We start from the raw sequence: 15,732 nt of genomic DNA, 5'->3' as shown, positions 1-15,732 counted from the left end.
AAGGGACCCGATTTGCGAACCCGAGCCCCAGTGTGAGGGTGCTGCAATTGTGCCGTGTGGATTGTGTGCAGGTCCAGACTGTGTGGGACAGAACTGACGGATCGGTCCCCGGTCAGCCGAACCGGCGCAGCCGCAGACTGTTGGTGACCACGAAAACCGAGGAGCAGGCCATGGCCGCCCCCGCGATCATCGGGTCGAGCAGCCCCGCGGCGGCCAGCGGCAGCGCGGCCACGTTGTAGCCGAAGGCCCAGCACAGATTGCCCTTGATCGTGGCGAGGGTGCGCCGGGAGAGCCGGATGGCGTCGGCCGCGACCCGCAGGTCGCCGCGCACCAGCGTCAGATCTCCGGCCTCGATCGCCGCGTCCGTCCCGGTGCCCATCGCGAGCCCCAGATCCGCCGTGGCCAGCGCCGCCGCGTCGTTGACCCCGTCGCCGACCATCGCGACCGTACGGCCCTCGGCCCGCAGCCGCTCGATCACCGCGACCTTGTCCTGCGGCAGCACCTCCGCGATCACGTCCTGCGGCGCGATGCCCACGGCGCAGGCCACGGACTCGGCGGCGGCCCGGCCGTCCCCGGTCAGCAGCACCGGGGTCAGCCCGAGCGCCCGCAGCCGCTCGACGGCCTCCGCGCTGGTGTCCTTGACCGCGTCGGTGACGGCCAGCACGCCGCGGGCCGCCCCGTCCCAGGCGACGAGGACCGCCGTGCCACCCGTCGCCCGCGCGGCACCCAGTGCCTCGGTGAGCGCGGCCGGCACCGCGATCCCGGCGTCGGCGAGCAGCCCCTCACGGCCGACGAGCACCGCGTGCCCCTCGACGGTGCCGCGCACGCCGAGCCCCGGCACGTTCGCGAAGCCCGTGACCGGCGGCAGTTCGCCCGCGCGGTCGGCGGCCCCGGCGGCGACCGCGCGCCCCACGGGATGCTCGGAGGCGTGCTCCACGGCCCCCGCGAGCCGCAGCAGTTCCTTCTCGCCGACGCCCTCGGCGGTGTGCACGGCGTCGAGCGTCATCCGGCCGGTGGTGACCGTTCCGGTCTTGTCCAGGACGACCGTGTCGACGGCGCGCGTCGACTCCAGCGCCTCCGGGCCCTTGATCAGGATGCCGAGCTGGGCGCCGCGTCCCGTGCCGACCATCAGCGCGGTCGGCGTGGCCAGGCCGAGCGCGCAGGGGCAGGCGATGATCAGGACGGCGACGGCCGCGGTGAACGCGCCGGTGACGTCGTCCGTCACGAGGAGCCGGACGAGGAGGGTGCCGAGCGCGATGACCAGCACGGCGGGGACGAACACCGCCGAGATCCGGTCCGCGAGCCGCTGCACCTTCGCCTTGCCGGTCTGCGCGTCCTCGACGAGCTTCGCCATGCGGGCCAGCTGGGTGTCGGCGCCGACCCGGGTGGCCTCGACGACGAGGCGGCCGCCCGCGTTGACGGTCGCGCCGGTCACGGCGTCGCCGACGCCCACGTCGACCGGCACGGACTCGCCCGTGAGCAGGGAGGCGTCGACGGCCGAGTGACCGTCGACGACCGTGCCGTCCGTCGCGATCTTCTCGCCGGGCCGTACGACGAACCGGTCGCCGGGGCGCAGCCGGTCCGCGGGGATCCGGGTCTCGGTGCCGTCCGGGGCGAGCACGGCGACGTCCTTCGCGCCGAGTTCGAGCAGGCTGCGCAGGGCGGCGCCCGCGCTCCGCTTGGCGCGGGACTCCAGGTACCGGCCGAGCAGGATGAACGTGACGACGCCCGCGGCGACTTCCAGGTACGTGTGGGAGGTGCCGGAGACCAGCGCCCACAGGGACCAGCCGTACGCGGCGAGGGTGCCGAGGGAGACCAGGGTGTCCATCGTGGCCGCGCCGTGGCGGGCGTTCGTCCAGGCGGCCCGGTAGAAGCCGGCGCCGCAGCCCAGCACCACGGGGGTCGCGAGGGCCAGGGCGAGCCAGTCCCAGCCGGGGAACCGGAGGGCCGGGATCATGGAGAGCGCGATCACCGGGACGGTCAGGACGGCGGCCGTGACCAGGCGCCGTCGCAGAGCGGCGTCACGGGAGCCGCTCGCCTCGGGCCGCTGGGCCCCGGAGTCGTCCGCCGCGCTCTCGGCGGCGGTCTCGTCCGGGGTCGCCGTGTACCCCAGTCCGGTGATCGTGGTGATCAGCAGGTCGGGGGTGACCTCGGGGGCGTAGGAGATCCTCGCCCGTTCGGTCGCGAGGTTGACCGTCGCGGTGACGCCCTCGATGCGGTTGAGCTTGCGCTCGATGCGCGAGGAGCAGGACGCGCAGGTCATGCCGCCGATGGAGAGGCCGATCTCGGTCAGCGGCGGCGGTGCGTCGAGAGGTGGTACGTCCGTCATGGTGCTGTCGAGCGTACGGCGCGGGGGCCGGGGATGTCCCCGGCCCCCGAAGTGGTGAGCGGTCAGACCAGCTCGTAGCCCGCCTCGTCGACGGCGGCGCGGACGGCCTCCTCGTCGAGCGGGGCGGCGGAGACCACGGTGACCTGGCCGGTGGAGGCGACCGCGGTGACGGAGGCGACGCCGGCGATCTCGGAGATCTCGCTGGAGACCGCACCCTCGCAGTGGCCACAGGTCATGCCCTTGACCTGGTAGACGGTGGTGACGGCGCCCTCGGCGGCCGGGGCCGCGGCGTCCGTGTGGCAGGAGCCGCCGCAGCAGGAACCGGACGTCTCGGAGCCGATCTGGGGGAGCTCGGTCTGGGCGCTCATGTCGTTCTCCTCGGAATGCCTCGATGGGTGTGCGTCGGAAGGGGGCCGGGATGTCCCCGGCGCCTCCTGACGTCCCCGACTGTATACCCCTAGGGGGTATTTTTCCAAGAGGGGTCGCGACGCGCGAGTGAACGCGCCCAGCCGATGCCGAAGAGCGAGACCGCGGCCAGGCCTCCGACCGAGAACAACGTGAACAGATGCTCCTGCGTGGCGGTGGGATCGGGCATGTAGCCCTGGGCGAACAGCGCGGGGTCCAGGCCGGCGCCCGTGATGCGGGCGACGAGCCAGAGGGCGATCCCGTGCATCGAGTCCCACAGCGCGTGCAGCAGGGAGACGCCGAGGTACGTCGTGACGACGGGCGCGGCGAAACGGTAGCGGCCGTTCGGGCGACGGAACGCGACCAGCGCGGCCCCGGCGATCGCCGTCCACAGGCCGTGCCCGAACGGAGCGAGCAGTCCGCGCAGCACCTCCGTCTCCAGCAGGGAGCGCAGGTCGATGCCCTTCATGGTGACCGCCGCGTTGAACGCGTACCCCGCGCTCTCGAACGCCGCGAAGCCGAAGCCGACCGTCGCGCCCAGCACGAGACCCGCGCGCAGTCCGCGGATGTGCGGGTACCGGCGCAGCACGTACATGAGGGCGAGGAGCTTGACCGCCTCCTCGATCAGGCCGACGCCCACGAAGATCCAGAGGGAGGGGTGCAGCAGGTAGTACTCCATGACCGACGCGCCCAGGACGCCGAGCACGCCGCCCACCAGGAAGCAGCCCAGGATCAGGTGCACGCCCAGATCGCGGCCGTGCCGCTCGTACGCCCACAGCACGAAGACCGCCGGGACGAGGAAGCTGCCGAGCAGGATGAGGGTGGGGAGCAGCGTCGTGTTCTTGGTGGCGTACGTGACCAGCGCGGTCAGCACCCACAGCGTCAGGCCGCCCCACAGGCAGCGCTTCCACAGGCCGGCCCTGACCTGGGGGCCCGGCGGGGGCGGCTGCCGCGGGATGCGGGCCTGGGGGGATCCCGGGGGCTGGGGGTGAGTCACGGCGGGCTCCCTCGCACCGGATGGGGTGATTTGCCCGAATCCTATGCAGGGGTCCGCCGGGCCGCAGAACGGCGGCCCGGCGCAGCGGGGTTCAGTCCAGGGACCGGCCCCGGTTCCTCGGACGGGAGGCCACCCAGGCCCGCACGGTGTCGGCGTACCAGTAGGGCTTGCCGCCCTCGACGTGGTCGGGCGGCGGCAGCAGCCCGTGTTTGCGGTACGAGCGGACGGTGTCGGGCTGCACCCGGATGTGCGCGGCGATGTCCTTGTACGACCAGAGCCGGTGGTCGGTCATGGTGGCTCCTCCCTGACGGGCGACGCGGCGGCGCGGGGGTGTCCGCCGACGATCACCCACCCTGTCCCCGGAGAACGAGGGGGCCCGTGAGGAAGGGAGGGCCTGTGTGACGCCTGTGACGCAGAACCCGCGTAGGGCTGACATGCGTGACACGAAGGGTGCTTTTGTGACGCGAATGATGCAAAGAGGACGCACCGCGCACGCATGAACCACTGCGCCCAGGGGGCATGAGCCTGTATCGGCCCGCACTTGGTCGGGCGCCCCTGAAGGCGCACGGAGTGCGCTCTCAGGGGCGCGGGGCCGCATCCATCAGCGGCTTCGCCGCGGGGCGCGAGAAGCCCCACCGGGACGCAGGCGCGAGGCGAACGCGCATGCCTACGGCGCGGGCGTTCGCACCGGCCGGCCAAGGATGCGCGCGGCGGCGATGAAGGGTGCGGGCCCCCTACGGCAGGCCCGGCCTCAGTAGGAGGCTCGTGGCTTCGCCCGTCAACCGATCAACCGCCGGAGGCCTCCCGTGGGCCCGCACGAACTCCCGCGGCGTACACCCCGTCATCGCCTTGAACTCCCCGCTCAGATGCGCCTGGTCGTAGAAGCCGCAGACCGAGGCGGTCTCGGCCTGACTGCTCCCCGTGCACAGCAGCCGCCGAGCCCGCTGCAACCGCAGCACCCGCGCGGCCGCCTTCGGGCTGAGCCCGATCTGCTCACGGAACCGGTTCTCCAGCTGCCGCACACCCCACCCGGCCTCCTCCGCGAGTTCGGTCACCGGCACAGCCCCGCCGCTGTGGCACAGCGCGTGCCAGGCGCGGACCGTACCGTCCGCGCAGCGCGGACCGGATTCCAGCCACCGCCCCAGCGTCGCGTCGAGCAGCCGGAACCGGGCCGGCCAGCCGGGAGCACCGGCCAGTCCGTCGGCGAGCCGGGCCACGGCAGCGGAAGGGAGCGCTCCCAATGTGTCCGGATCCAGCGGGCGCCCGGCCAGCTCACGCAGCGGCAGGTCGAGCATCCGGAACGCCGCCCACGGAGTGAGCAGCACCTCCACCCCGGCGAGCCGCCCGTCGTGCTCGCCGAGCACCGGCATCGTGGTCAGGCCCGAGAGCACCGACCGCAGCTCCACGGTGCGCGCCCGCGCCGGCGGCGCGACGGTGCCGCCGCCCGTCGCGCCCACGTCCACCCAGCCGCCGCCCGCCTCCGTGATCCGCACCGCGCCCTCGAAGCCGATCATCAGCGTCACCGCGCCGATCGGCGCCTCCAGGCGGGCCCGCGGCCCCGGGAAGGCCAGCCGGAACCCGCGGTAGCCGATGACCCCCGGGCGCAGCCGCGGGTGGGGCAGCGCGGAGGCCGTCTCCCAGGCCCCGTCGGGGGAGCGGGCGGGGCGTCCCGCCCGGCGCGGCTGACTCGTCTGGCGCGGCACGCTCGACCGTCTCATGCGCCGATAGTGCTACACGCCGCACGACCGGAGATAGCCCCGCGTACGGCGTGCGATCGGAAGCGGTCGCTCCGGGTCGCACGGGTACATGTCCTGCTCGACGATCGCGAAGAGGTCCACGTCGAGCGCCTCGGCGGCCGCGAGCACCGGGGCCAACTCCGGCACCCCGCGCGGGGGTTCGCACATCACGCCCCGCGCGACGGCGGGACCGAACGGCGTCCCCTGCGCCCGCACCGCGGCGAGCACCTCCGGGTCGACCTGCTTGAGGTGCAGGTACCCGATGCGCTCCCCGTACGTCTTGATGAGCTCGACGCTGTCGCCGCCGCAGTACGCGTAGTGCCCCGTGTCCAGACACAGCGACACGAGACCGGGGTCGGTCGCGTCGAGGAAGCGGGTGACGTTCTCCTCCGTGTCGATGTGGGTGTCCGCGTGCGGGTGGACGACGATCCGCAGCCCGAACCGGTCGCGGACCTCGCGGGCCAGCCGCTCCGTCTGCGCGGCGAGGTGTCCCCACTGCTCGGCGGTCAGCGTCGCGTCCTCCAGGACCTCGCCCGTCTTGTCGTCCCGCCAGAAGGAGGGGATGACGACGAGGTGACGCGCGCCGGTGTCCCGGGCCAGCGCGGCGACGGACGCGACGTGCTCCCAGGTGCGGTCCCACACGGCGGGGCCGTGGTGCAGCCCGGTGAAGACGGTCCCGGCCGACACCCGCAGCCCGCGCCGCCCGGTCTCCTCGGCCAGCACCCGCGGATCCGTCGGCAGATACCCGTACGGGCCCAGCTCGATCCATGTGTAACCGGCCTCGGCGACCTCGTCGAGGAAGCGCCGCCAGGGGGTCTGCCGGGGGTCGTCGGGGAACCAGACGCCCCAGGAGTCGGGGGCCGAGCCCACGCGGATGCGTGAGGGGCCGGAGGGGGCGGCGGGTCGGGACGGGCTGGACGGTCGGGGTGCCGGCGTCGTCATGGGATCAGCCTTGGCGTGCCCCGAGAGGGGTGTCAAGGCGGGGCGCGGATCTCGTCCGAATGTCAGGACAAAATGTTGACAGAGGGGCGGGGCGGGACTAGATGTGAGCGCAGGACGAAGGCGTCGGAGGGACTTCCCGCATGGCCCGCAGCGAGTTCGACCTGATCACGATGGGGCGCATCGGGGTCGATCTGTATCCCCTGCAGACGGGGGTCGGACTCGCCGACGTGACCTCGTTCGGGAAGTTCCTCGGCGGGTCCTCGTCCAATGTCGCGGTCGCGGCGGCGCGGCTGGGGCGGCGCGTCGCGACGATCACCCGCACGGGACGGGATCCGTTCGGCGACTGGCTGCGGGGGCAGTTGGAGGAGTTCGGGGTCGACGCGCGGTGGGCGGGCGCCGTGGACGGACCGCCGACGCCCGTCACCTTCTGCGAGATCTTCCCGCCCGACGACTTCCCGCTGTACTTCTACCGCAGGCCCAAGGCGCCCGACCTGGAGATCACGGCGGACGAGCTGGACCTCGGCGCGATCACGGACGCGCGGATCTTCTGGATGACCGGGACGGGACTGAGCGCGGAGCCGAGCCGCGGCGCGACGCTCGCCGCGCTCGAGGCGCGGGCCGGCTCCGAGGGACCGACCGTCTTCGACCTGGACTGGCGGCCGATGTTCTGGGACGGCGGAGCCGAGGAGGCGCGGCCGTTCTACCGGGAGGCGCTGCGGTACGCGACCGTTGCGGTCGGGAATCTGGACGAGGTCGAAGTCGCCACGGGTGTGCGGGAACCATTGGACGCCGCCCGGGAGTTGGTCTCGGTGTACGGGGTCCGGCTCGCCGTCGTGAAGCAGGGTCCCGGGGGTGTGCTGGCCCTGTCCGCGGACGGGGAGTGCGTGGTGGTGCCGCCGTTGCCGGTGGATGTGGTGAACGGGTTGGGGGCGGGTGACGCGTTCGGTGGCGGCCTGTGCCACGGGTTGCTCGGGGAGTGGGGGGTGCGGGAGGCCGTGGAGTTCGCGAATGCGGCGGGGGCGATTGTCGCGGGGCGGCTCGAGTGTTCGTCCGCGATGCCGTTTCCTCCGGAGGTTGAGCGGGTTCTTGCGGCGGGGCGGGTTGGGGGTGCGGATGGGGCGCCTATTGGGGTGGGGGGTTCGGGGGTGTTGCGCGAGTGCGGCGGCGTTGGGGCTGGTCGCGCAGTTCCCCGCGCCCCTGAAGACGCACTTCGTGCGCCCCAGGGCGCAGTTTCTCGGGCCCCTGAAGGCGCACTGCGTGCGCCTCAGGGCGCAGATCCCCGCGGCCCTGAAGGCGCTCGCCGTGTGGCCCGGGGCGGGGAGGGGGTGCTGGCTGAGTTGGCTCGGGTGCGGGCTCGGGAGCCGGAGTCGGTGGGGCGGGCCGCTGCGCGGCGCGGGCGGGCCGACGGGCTGTTGGGGGAGGCCGGGCGGTTGATGGTCGTGGCCGCCGACCACCCGGCCCGGGGCGCTCTCGGCGTCGGAGAGCACGCGATGGCGATGGCCGACCGGGGCGAGTTGCTGGAGCGGCTGTGCCGGGCGTTGAGCCGGCCCGGCGTCGGCGGGGTGCTGGCCTCGGCCGACGTGCTCGACGACCTGCTGCTGCTCGGGGCGCTGGAGGGCAAGGTCGTCATCGGTTCGCTGAACCGGGGCGGGCTCGCCGGGGCCTCGTTCGAGCTCGACGACCGGTTCACCGGGCACCGGCCGCAGGACCTGGCCCGGCTGCGCTTCGACGCCGGGAAGCTGCTGCTGCGGATCGACTACGACGACCCGGGCTCGGGTTCCGTACGCACACTGGAGGCGGCGGCGCGGGCCGTGGACGAGATGGCCGCGCTGCGACTGCCGGTGTTCGTCGAGCCGTTCGTGGTGCGGCGCGATCCCGGATCGAGGCTGCCCCGCGCGGACCTGAGCGCCGACGCCGTCATCCGGTCCGTCGCCGTCGCCTCCGGGCTGGGCGGCACCTCCGCGTACACGTGGCTGAAGCTGCCCGTCACCGACGACCCGGACGACATGGCCCGCGTCATGGAGGCCTCCTCGCTGCCCGCAGTCCTGCTCGGCGGCGACATCAAGGACGGCGACCAGGACGCCGCGTTCGAGAAGTGGCGGGCCGCGCTCCGACTGCCCACCGTGCAGGGCCTGGTGGTCGGCCGCTCGCTGCTTTACCCCGCGGACGGCGATGTCGAGCAGGCCGTCGACACGGCCGTCGGGCTGCTGTAGCGGCGGGGGAGAGGAAGAGGAGAGTGGGGGTATGACCTACCTTCCCAGCGGCAGCGCGGGCGACGGGACGTACGCGCTCGTCGTCGACCCCGACCAGGCGGGCTGGTCCCGCGCCGCGCTCAAGGTGCTCGAACTGGGACCCGGGCAGCGGCACGTGTTCGACACCGGCGCGAGTGAATGGATCGTTCTGCCGCTGTCCGGTGGTTGCTCCGTCGAGGTGACAGGGCGGATCATCGAACTGCTGGGCAGGGACAGCGTGTTCAGCGGCGCGAGCGACTTCGCGTACCTTCCGCGCGAGACCCGCGCGGAGCTCTCCTCCGGCGCGGGAGGCCGGTTCGCCCTGGCAGGAGCGAAATGCGGGCGACGACTCCCCGTCCGTCACGGTCCCGCGCCGGAGGTCCCCGTCGAGGCCCGCGGCAGCGGCACGACGGCCCGTCAGGTGCGGAACTTCGCGGCGGCCGACACCTTCGACTGCGACCAGCTCATCGCCGTCGAGGTGATCACCCCGGGCGGGCACTGGTCCTCGTACCCGCCGCACAAGCACGACGAGCACCGGCCCGGCGTCGAGACCGAGCTGGAGGAGATCTACTACTTCGAGATCGAGGGCGACGGCGGCTACGGGTACCAGCGGGTGTCGCCCTCGCGGCCCGGCGGCACCGAGCTGCTCGCCGAGGTGCGCAGCGGCGACGCCGTCCTGGTGCCCGACGGCTGGCACGGGCCGTCGATCGCCCAGCCGGGGCACGCCATGTACTACCTCAACGTGATGGCGGGACCGGGCCCGGAGCGGGAGTGGCGGATCCGCTTCCACCCGGACCACGCGACGGAGGGATACCGATGACGGGGACGGCGAGGACGGGGTCTGGGACGACGCGGCTCACCACGGCGCAGGCCCTGGTGCGCTTCCTCGCCCGCCAGCACACCGAGCGCGACGGCGTCCGCCGGCGGCTGATCCCCGCGACCTGGGGCATCTTCGGCCACGGGAACGTGGCGGGGCTCGGCCAGGCGCTCGTGCAGTACGCCGACGCCATGCCCTTCCACCAGGGGCGCAACGAGCAGGCGATGGTGCACGCGGCCGTCGGCTTCGCGCGCCAGAGCGGCCGGCTCGCCACGCACGCCGTCACCACGTCGATCGGCCCCGGCGCCACCAACCTCGTCACCGGCGCCGCCCTCGCCACCATCAACCACCTGCCCGTCCTGCTGCTCCCCGGCGACGTGTTCGCGGCCCGGCCCGCCGACCCCGTGCTCCAGCAGCTCCAGGTCCCGTACGCGGGAGACGTGTCGGTCAACGACTGCCTGCGGCCCGTGTCCCGGTACTTCGACCGGATCGTCCGGCCCGAGCAGCTGATCCCCGCCGCCCTGGAGGCGATGCGGGTGCTCACCGACCCCGTCGACACGGGCGCGGTGACCCTGGCACTGCCGCAGGACGTGCAGGCGGAGGCGTACGACTGGCCGGAGGAGTTCTTCGCCGAGCGGGTGTGGACCGTGCGCAGGCCCCGCCCGGACGAGGCCGAACTCGCGGCGGCCGCACAGGCGTTGCGCCAGGCGCGGCGCCCGCTGCTGATCGCGGGCGGCGGCGTGCGGCACAGCGCCGCCGAGGACGCGCTGCGGGAGTTCGCCGAGGCCACCGGTGTCCCCGTCGCGTCGACGCAGGCCGGCAAGGGCGCCCTGCCGTACGACCACCCGGCCGACGTCGGCGGGATCGGCCACACCGGCACCGCGCCGGCGAACGGGCTGGCGCGCGAGGCCGACCTCGTCATCGGCGTCGGCACCCGCTACACCGACTTCACCACCGCCTCCGGCACCCTCTTCGCCGCGCCGGACGTTCGCTTCCTGAACCTGAACATCGCGGCGTTCGACGCGCACAAGCAGGCCGCGCTGCCGCTCGTCGCCGACGCCCGCGCGGGCCTGACCGCGCTGCGCGAGGCGGTGCGCGGGGTGCGTGCCGACGCCGGGTACGTCACGGCGTACCGCGACGGCAAGGAGCGCTGGGAGCGCCGCGTCGACGCCTGTTTCGCCGCCGAGGACGATCTGGCGCGCCCGACCCAGGCCCAGGTGCTCGGCGCCCTCGACGCGCTGGTGACCGGCGAGGACATCCTGATCAACGCGGCGGGTTCGCTCCCCGGCGACCTGCACAAACTGTGGCGGACCCGGTCCCGCGACCAGTACCACGTCGAGTACGGCTACTCCTGCATGGGCTACGAGATCCCGGCCTCGCTCGGCGTAGCCCTCGCCGCGCCCGGCCGGCCCGTGTGGGCGCTGGTCGGCGACGGCACGTACCTGATGATGCCGACCGAGATCGTCACGGCCGTGCAGGAGAACATCCCGGTCAAGCTCGTCGTCCTGCAGAACCACGGGTACGCGTCGATCGGCGGGCTCTCCGCGTCCGTCGGCGCCGAGGGCTTCGCGACCGCGTACCGCTACAAGGACCGTGTCGGCACCTACACGGGCGCCCCGCTCCCCGTCGACCTCGCGGCCAACGCGGCGAGCCTCGGCATGGAGGTCCACCGCGCCAAGACCGTCCGCGACCTGCGCGAGGCGCTCGCCGCGGCCCGCGCCGCCGAGCGCCCCACATGTGTCTACGTCGAGACCGAAACGCCAGACACAGTGTCGGGCCCGCCTCCGGCGCAGGCGTGGTGGGATGTGCCCGTGGCCGAGACAGCCGACCGTCCGTCGGCGGTCAGAGCCCGCGAGGAGTACGACCGGCACGTCACCGCTCGACGCCGCCACCTCTGAGACGTAACAGGAGTTGCACCGCATGTCTGACACGAATCTCTCCGAGACGAAGTCGGTCCACCACTGGATCGGCGGCAAGACCGTCGAGGGCACGTCGGGCAACCACGGCCCGGTGACCGACCCCGCGACCGGCGCCGTCACCACCCGCGTCGACTTCGCCTCGGTCGAGGAGGTGGACGCCGCCGTCGCCGCCGCCAAGGAGGCGTACGCGACGTGGGGCCAGTCCTCCCTCGCCAAGCGCACCGAGATCCTCTTCCGCTTCCGCGCCCTGCTCGACGCCAACCGTGACGCGGTCGCCGAGCTGATCACCGCCGAGCACGGCAAGGTGCACTCCGACGCCCTCGGCGAGGTCGCCCGCGGCCTGGAGATCGTCGACCTGGCCTGCGGGATCAGCGTCCAGCTCAAGGGCGAGCTGTCCACCTCCGTCGCGACCCGCGTCGACGTGGCCTCGATCCGCCAGCCGCTCGGTGTCGTCGCCGGCATCACGCCGTTCAACTTCCCGGCCATGGTGCCGATGTGGATGTTCCCGATCGCCATCGCGTGCGGCAACACCTTCGTGCTCAAGCCGTCCGAGAAGGACCCGTCGGCCTCCCTCAAGATCGCCGAGCTGCTGGCCGAGGCCGGTCTGCCCGACGGTGTCTTCAACGTCCTGCACGGTGACAAGGTCGCCGTCGACCGCCTCCTGGAGCACCCGGACGTCGCCGCCGTCTCCTTCGTCGGCTCGACCCCGATCGCCCGCTACATCCACACCACCGCCGCCGCCAACGGCAAGCGCGTGCAGGCCCTCGGCGGCGCCAAGAACCACATGCTGGTGCTGCCCGACGCCGACCTGGACGCCGCCGCCGACGCCGCGGTCTCCGCCGCGTACGGCTCGGCGGGCGAGCGCTGCATGGCGATCTCCGCCGTCGTGGCCGTCGGCTCCGTCGCCGACGAGCTCGTCGCGAAGATCAAGGACCGCGCCGAGAAGATCAAGATCGGCCCGGGCAACGACCCGACGTCCGAGATGGGCCCGCTCATCACGGCCGCCCACCGCGACAAGGTCGCCTCCTACGTCGAGGGCGCCGCCGCCGACGGCTGCGAGGTCGTCCTCGACGGCACGGGCTACACGGTCGAGGGCCACGAGAACGGCCACTGGATCGGCCTGTCCCTCCTGGACCGCGTCCCGACCTCCGCCAAGGCCTACCAGGACGAGATCTTCGGCCCCGTCCTGTGCGTGCTGCGCGTCGACACGTACGAGGAGGGCCTGGAGCTCATCAACGCCTCGCCGTTCGGCAACGGCACCGCGATCTTCACCCGCGACGGCGGCGCCGCCCGCCGCTTCCAGCTGGAGGTCGAGGCCGGCATGGTCGGCGTCAACGTGCCGATCCCGGTCCCCGTCGGCTACCACTCCTTCGGCGGCTGGAAGGACAGCCTCTTCGGCGACCACCACATCTACGGCAACGACGGCACGCACTTCTACACCCGCGGCAAGGTCGTCACCACCCGCTGGCCCGACCCGGCCGACGCCCCCGCGGGCGTCGACCTGGGCTTCCCGCGCAACCACTGAGCGGGGTCAGGACACGGGCGCGGCCGGCTCAGCCCTGCGGGGCGGTGCCGCCCGCGCCCTGCTGCTTCACCTGCTCCGTCAGGTCCGCCGTGTCGGCGGCCGGCGGAGCGGTGACCGGCTTGGTGGAGCCGAACTTCAGGAAGTCCATCGAGATGCTCACCCGGCCCATGGACTGATTCATCCGCACCGGCAGATCGTCACCGTCGACCCAGATGTCGTACGTGACCTTGTCGACGTCCCCGGTGAAGGACCCCATGAGGCCGTCCTTGTCCGTCTGGGACAGCGCGGAGCCCGACCGGTTCAGGCTCTCCGGGGTGATCGAGCCGCGGTAGTGCGTGGCCTTCTTGCCGCGGATCGTCTCCTCGCCGAGGTCCTTCACGTTCTTCGACAGGCCGATGTAACGCAGTCCGGCCGTCGGGTCCGCGTTCTTGTCGGCCGCCGCGGCGCCGGACTCGCCGAGCACCGCGGAGACGTCGATGCGCATCCAGTGCTTGCCCGCGAGGGGACCGCTGGGCTGCGGGTCCACGTTGTAGAAGTAGGCGCCGTCGACCATCTTGGCGCGCAGCGTCGGGTCGTCCTGCACCGACTGCATCTGCGCGGCCTTCGTGTCCATCATGACGTCGTACGCGGCGCCGTCGCCCCAGGAGTACGTGCCGTCCATCGAGACCGGGCCCGCCCCCGTGCCCAGGTCCGTCGTGGACTCGATCTCGGCCGAGCCGAGGTCCTTCGTACGGTCCGAGGCCCGGGACAGCGCCGCCATGATGGTGTCGGCGTTCCCGACCGCCTCGGCCGTCTTCTTCGCGGTCTCGCCGCTGCAGGCCGTGGTCGTGGCCAGCGCCGCGACGGCGATCCCCGCCCAGGCCACGCTCCGTATGTGCTTCATGTCCCGCCCCTGTCACCTGTAGGTGTGCGTCCGCTGTATGTCAGCTGTGCATCGTACGAAGATGCGAAAAGGGGCGGGTCCGGTTCCCGGGCTTCCGCACGGGGTGGGATGTGGTAGCGGAGCGCGAGACGTCCGGACTCCGGACTTTTTCCGAAGAACTTCGGCCTCCGGGCAACGGTTCCCGTACGGAGGCGACAAACCGGTCGACGTAGGTGTACCCGGCGGTACGCCTTGGAAGTCAAGGTCGAAGTTCGGCGGGGCTGCGTAGAAGGCGCTGAACTTTACAAAAGCCTTAGGAAGCGAGGGCGGCCGGGCCTGGAGCGAAGTGCGGAATCCGCAGGGAAACGGCCGTTGACGTTCCGGATATCGGCGAGGTTCTATGACCGCGCCGGGAGCGACACGAACCTTTCTTCACTGCACCACCGCGCACCTCACTGCCCTCGGAGGCGATAGCGCTCCCCGCCGAACCACCTGCCGCACGAGTCGATCGGAACCTCCATGACCGACACGCTTCGCCCTGCCGCCGCACCCGCGGTGGAGCCCCTGCCGAACTCGGCACCGCCCCAGAAGCTCAAGCGTTCCATCGGCGTCGTCGGCGGCACCTTGCTGACGCTCTCGTGCGTGACGCCCGCCTCCACGCTCTTCGTCGTCGTCCCCGACCTCTTCGGCTCGCTCGGCACGGCCACCGCGCTCACCATCGCCATCGGCTCGCTGCTCTGTATCGGCGTCGCGTTCTGCTACTCGGAGCTGGGCACCCTGATCCCCAGCGCGGGCGGCGAGTACGCCATGGTCTCCACGCTCTCCGGGCGCCTCGCCGGCTGGCTGGTCTTCGTCCTGTCCCTGCTGGTCGTGATGATCGTGCCGCCCGTGATCGCCATGGGCACGGCCGACTACCTGGCCCCGCTCGTCCACCTGGACCCGTCGATCGCGGGCGCCGGCGTCATGCTCCTCGCGACCCTCGCGGGCCTGCTCGACCTGCGCGCCAACGCGTGGATCACCGGCGTCTTCCTCGTCCTGGAGGTCATCGCCGCGGCGGTCGTCGCCGTCCTCGGCTTCGCCCACTCCGAGCGCGGCGCGGGCTCCCTCGTCTCCATGCAGGTCGCCGGCGAGGGCGGTCACCACGACACCGTCACCGCGATGCTCGTCGTCTCCGGCCTCGCGATCGCCCTCTTCATCACCCAGGGCTTCTCCACCGCCGTCTACCTCTCCGAGGAGCTGGAGAACCCCCGCAAGTCCGTGGCCCGCACGGTCCTCGCGACCCTCGCCATCTCCACGGTCATCATCATCGTCCCGGTCATCGCGATCACGATGGGCGCCAAGGACCTCTCCGCGCTCACCTCCGGCGACATCAGCAGCATGGTCGAGGCCTGGTCGAACTCGGCCGTCGGCACCTTCGTCTCCCTCTGCGTCGCCCTCGCCATCATCAACGCGGGCATCGTCATGGTGATCCAGAACTCCCGCGTCCTGTTCGCCTCCGCCCGCGACAAGGCCTGGCCCTCGCCGGTCAACCGCGCCCTGTCCAAGCTGGGCCGCTTCGGCTCCCCCTGGGTCGCCACCCTCGTCGTCGGCGTCCCCGGCGCGGCCCTGTGCTTCGTCAACCTCGACACCCTCTACGGCGTCACCGGCGTCTCCGTGACCGGCATGTACCTGCTCGTCGCGGTCGCCGCCCTGATGTCCCGCCGCGGCAGCCACCGCCACCAGTCGGCCTGGCGCATGCCGCTGTGGCCCGCCGTCCCCGCCGTCCTGATCGCGGTCATGGCCTACATCCTCAGCCAGCAGGAGGTCTCCTACCTCCTGTGGACCGGCGGCATCACCGCCGTCGCCACGCTCTACTGGGCCGTCTACCTGCGCCCCCGCAAGGAGACCCGCTGGCTGGTGACCCTCCCGGAGGACGCCCAGGCGTAACCCCCACCTCCGCTTCGGCGCCGGGCCCCGTCTCGTACGGGGC

12 protein-coding genes are annotated in these 15,732 nt (G+C 72.6%); 5 read left to right on the top strand and 7 right to left on the bottom strand.

Annotated features, from left to right (window positions below; translation table 11 throughout):
• Nucleotides 1-112: 112 nt before the first annotated feature.
• From ACFW9D_RS18025 to ACFW9D_RS18000, 6 genes are all read right to left on the bottom strand, one after another.
• Nucleotides 113-2,329 carry a heavy metal translocating P-type ATPase gene (locus ACFW9D_RS18025; RefSeq protein ID WP_384623043.1) on the bottom strand — a complete coding sequence of 739 codons (2,217 nt, stop codon included), beginning with the start codon at nucleotides 2,327-2,329 and terminating at the stop codon, nucleotides 113-115.
• A 62-nt stretch (nucleotides 2,330-2,391) separates the two neighbouring features.
• Nucleotides 2,392-2,697: a heavy-metal-associated domain-containing protein gene (locus ACFW9D_RS18020; protein WP_188338844.1), complete on the bottom strand. Its 306-nt coding sequence runs from the start codon at nucleotides 2,695-2,697 to the stop codon at nucleotides 2,392-2,394.
• A gap of 89 nt (nucleotides 2,698-2,786) precedes the next feature.
• Nucleotides 2,787-3,731 carry a PrsW family intramembrane metalloprotease gene (locus ACFW9D_RS18015; RefSeq protein ID WP_384623041.1) on the bottom strand — a complete coding sequence of 315 codons (945 nt, stop codon included), beginning with the start codon at nucleotides 3,729-3,731 and terminating at the stop codon, nucleotides 2,787-2,789.
• 91 nt (nucleotides 3,732-3,822) lie between these two features.
• Nucleotides 3,823-4,023, bottom strand: coding sequence for an AlpA family transcriptional regulator (locus tag ACFW9D_RS18010; protein ID WP_188338846.1), 201 nt, complete (start codon nucleotides 4,021-4,023; stop codon nucleotides 3,823-3,825).
• A 442-nt stretch (nucleotides 4,024-4,465) separates the two neighbouring features.
• Nucleotides 4,466-5,449 carry a helix-turn-helix domain-containing protein gene (locus ACFW9D_RS18005; protein WP_384623039.1) on the bottom strand — a complete coding sequence of 328 codons (984 nt, stop codon included), beginning with the start codon at nucleotides 5,447-5,449 and terminating at the stop codon, nucleotides 4,466-4,468.
• Between the two features lie 12 nt (nucleotides 5,450-5,461).
• Complete coding sequence (locus tag ACFW9D_RS18000) at nucleotides 5,462-6,409, bottom strand: sugar phosphate isomerase/epimerase (RefSeq protein WP_188338848.1); 948 nt, start codon at nucleotides 6,407-6,409, stop codon at nucleotides 5,462-5,464.
• A gap of 140 nt (nucleotides 6,410-6,549) precedes the next feature.
• On the opposite strand from ACFW9D_RS18000, the gene iolC reads away from it, so the two are divergent.
• From iolC to mmsA, 4 genes are read left to right on the top strand one after another with little or no spacing between them, the layout of a single operon-like run.
• Entirely contained in the window at nucleotides 6,550-8,622 is a 2,073-nt protein-coding gene (gene iolC / locus ACFW9D_RS17995) for a 5-dehydro-2-deoxygluconokinase (RefSeq protein ID WP_384623037.1), read from the top strand.
• Nucleotides 8,623-8,653: 31 nt separating this feature from the next.
• Nucleotides 8,654-9,460, top strand: coding sequence for a 5-deoxy-glucuronate isomerase (gene iolB / locus ACFW9D_RS17990; RefSeq protein WP_188338849.1), 807 nt, complete (start codon nucleotides 8,654-8,656; stop codon nucleotides 9,458-9,460).
• Nucleotides 9,457-11,355, top strand: coding sequence for a 3D-(3,5/4)-trihydroxycyclohexane-1,2-dione acylhydrolase (decyclizing) (iolD, locus tag ACFW9D_RS17985; protein WP_384623035.1), 1,899 nt, complete (start codon nucleotides 9,457-9,459; stop codon nucleotides 11,353-11,355). Before iolB ends, iolD begins: the two co-directional genes overlap by 4 nt.
• A gap of 22 nt (nucleotides 11,356-11,377) precedes the next feature.
• The gene (gene mmsA / locus ACFW9D_RS17980) at nucleotides 11,378-12,901 is read left to right on the top strand and encodes a CoA-acylating methylmalonate-semialdehyde dehydrogenase (protein ID WP_188338851.1); all 1,524 of its coding nucleotides are present in this window, start codon (nucleotides 11,378-11,380) and stop codon (nucleotides 12,899-12,901) included.
• 28 nt (nucleotides 12,902-12,929) lie between these two features.
• Here the strand turns inward: mmsA and ACFW9D_RS17975 are convergent, their stop codons facing one another.
• Nucleotides 12,930-13,784 (bottom strand): hypothetical protein, encoded by an 855-nt coding sequence (locus ACFW9D_RS17975; protein WP_188338852.1) that lies wholly within the window; start codon nucleotides 13,782-13,784, stop codon nucleotides 12,930-12,932.
• Between the two features lie 498 nt (nucleotides 13,785-14,282).
• On the opposite strand from ACFW9D_RS17975, the gene ACFW9D_RS17970 reads away from it, so the two are divergent.
• Nucleotides 14,283-15,689, top strand: coding sequence for an APC family permease (locus ACFW9D_RS17970; protein ID WP_188338853.1), 1,407 nt, complete (start codon nucleotides 14,283-14,285; stop codon nucleotides 15,687-15,689).
• The last annotated feature ends 43 nt before the right edge of the window (nucleotides 15,690-15,732 follow it).

Origin of the sequence: Streptomyces sp. NPDC059524, from assembly GCF_042749255.1 — a bacterium.
Lineage (GTDB): Bacteria > Actinomycetota > Actinomycetes > Streptomycetales > Streptomycetaceae > Streptomyces > Streptomyces xanthii.
Note: the sequence above shows the minus strand (reverse complement) of the source record. Positions and strands in the feature narration are given on the sequence as shown.

Coding starts and splice junctions, on each gene's coding strand:
- ACFW9D_RS18025 (WP_384623043.1), bottom strand. CDS start 2,329: ATGACGGACGTACCACCTCTCGACGCACCGCCGCCGCTGACCGAGATC.
- ACFW9D_RS18020 (WP_188338844.1), bottom strand. CDS start 2,697: ATGAGCGCCCAGACCGAGCTCCCCCAGATCGGCTCCGAGACGTCCGGT.
- ACFW9D_RS18010 (WP_188338846.1), bottom strand. CDS start 4,023: ATGACCGACCACCGGCTCTGGTCGTACAAGGACATCGCCGCGCACATC.
- ACFW9D_RS18005 (WP_384623039.1), bottom strand. CDS start 5,449: ATGAGACGGTCGAGCGTGCCGCGCCAGACGAGTCAGCCGCGCCGGGCG.
- ACFW9D_RS18000 (WP_188338848.1), bottom strand. CDS start 6,409: ATGACGACGCCGGCACCCCGACCGTCCAGCCCGTCCCGACCCGCCGCC.
- iolC (WP_384623037.1), top strand. CDS start 6,550: ATGGCCCGCAGCGAGTTCGACCTGATCACGATGGGGCGCATCGGGGTC.
- iolB (WP_188338849.1), top strand. CDS start 8,654: ATGACCTACCTTCCCAGCGGCAGCGCGGGCGACGGGACGTACGCGCTC.
- iolD (WP_384623035.1), top strand. CDS start 9,457: ATGACGGGGACGGCGAGGACGGGGTCTGGGACGACGCGGCTCACCACG.
- mmsA (WP_188338851.1), top strand. CDS start 11,378: ATGTCTGACACGAATCTCTCCGAGACGAAGTCGGTCCACCACTGGATC.
- ACFW9D_RS17975 (WP_188338852.1), bottom strand. CDS start 13,784: ATGAAGCACATACGGAGCGTGGCCTGGGCGGGGATCGCCGTCGCGGCG.
- ACFW9D_RS17970 (WP_188338853.1), top strand. CDS start 14,283: ATGACCGACACGCTTCGCCCTGCCGCCGCACCCGCGGTGGAGCCCCTG.